We start from the raw sequence: 1,338 nt of genomic DNA on the forward strand, positions 1-1,338 counted from the left end.
CGGGCACGGGCACGGGCACGGGCACGGGCACGGACACGGACACGGGCGCAGGCGGGTAGGGAGGCAATCTGATGGCAGTGGGGCCCACGGAGGGCGTCCTCTCGATCCCCTCGGTGGCGGGCGCGGACCGCGACGGCTGCGGGGCCGTGGGTGCTGCGGGAGTCGCGACGGGCACCGGTCCGGCCGTCGTCGCCCGCGCGCAGGAGGACCGGCATGAGCACTGACACCGTCGAGCGCGCCTTCGCCGCCGCCCTGTACGGGGCCGACGGCGACCTGGACACCGGCGCCTCCCTGCTCGCCGCCGACCCCTCCGCCGACACCGAACTCGCCCTGCGAGGGCAGGAGTTCGTGCGCCGGGCGTGGGAGCGCGGCTGGCAGCCCGCCGATGTGGTGCGCATGGTCGTACGCGAACTGGAGGCGGACCACGTCCGGCTCGCCGCCCGGCTGATCCGCGCCGAGACCGGCCGGTACGCGACGCTGCCCGCCCGCTGGAGCGCCCAGATCGCCGAGCTGCCCGACGAGGAGGGCCGCCAGGACCGCTTCACGGGCGCCACCGTCGCCCTGGAGCTGTACCGGCTGCTGCTGCGCCTGCCCGCGATCGAACCCGTGGGCCCGGTGCCGGGCGAGTCCGTCACCGCGCCCGTCGCGGGGGACTCGCGCGCGCTGGCCCGGATCCGCGCGCTGCTGGCGAAGGCGGAGGCGACCGGCTATCCGCCGGAGGCCGAGGCGCTGTCGGCCAAGGCGCAGGAGCTGATGGCCCGGCATTCGGTCGACGAGGCGCTGCTCGCTTCCCGTACGCACGCGAAGGACGCGCCCGGCGCCTGCCGGATCGGCGTCGACGCCCCGTACGAGACGGCGAAGGCGGTGCTGCTGGACGCGGTGGCCGGCGCGAACCGCTGCCGTGCCGTGTGGAACAGCGCGTTCGGCTTCTCGACCGTCGTCGGCTTCGAGGCGGACCTGGAGGTCGTCGAGCTGCTCTACACGTCGCTGCTGGTGCAGGCCGACTCGGCGATGACGCGGGCCGAGGCGGAGCAGCGGGCGGGCGGCAGGAAGCGTACGAAGACCTTCCGGCAGTCGTTCCTGGCCGCGTACGCCCATCGGATCGGCGACCGCCTCGCCGAGGTCACCGATCAAGTGGTCGGTGCGGAGGGCGAGTTGCTGCCTGTACTGGCCGCGCGCGACGTCGCCGTCACGGGGCGGGCCGAGGAGATGTTCCCCGAGACCGTGACGACCCGGATGAGGGGGGTCACGGACGGGGCGGGCTGGGACGAGGGCGGCGCCGCCGCCGACCGGGCCCGCATCGGGGGCGGGCCCGCGGGACCGGACTCGGGTCGCCGC

The 1,338-nt window shown here is 75.9% G+C and carries 2 protein-coding genes; both read left to right on the forward strand.

Annotated features, from left to right (window positions below; all coding sequences use genetic code 11):
* The first annotated feature begins 71 nt into the window (after window positions 1-71).
* Window positions 72-224 (forward strand): hypothetical protein, encoded by a 153-nt coding sequence (locus G3I40_RS46200; RefSeq protein ID WP_164560765.1) that lies wholly within the window; start codon window positions 72-74, stop codon window positions 222-224.
* On the forward strand, window positions 214-1,338 hold a 1,125-nt coding region (locus tag G3I40_RS46205; protein WP_164560766.1), incomplete at its 3' end, for a DUF2786 domain-containing protein. The genes G3I40_RS46200 and G3I40_RS46205, both read left to right, overlap by 11 nt.

The sequence above is a fragment of the Streptomyces sp. SID14478 genome (assembly GCF_010548525.1).
Taxonomy (GTDB): Bacteria; Actinomycetota; Actinomycetes; order Streptomycetales; family Streptomycetaceae; genus Streptomyces.

What these genes read in the sequence shown, in the direction of transcription:
- G3I40_RS46200 (WP_164560765.1), top strand. Translation starts at nt 72, where the DNA reads ATGGCAGTGGGGCCCACGGAGGGCGTCCTCTCGATCCCCTCGGTGGCG.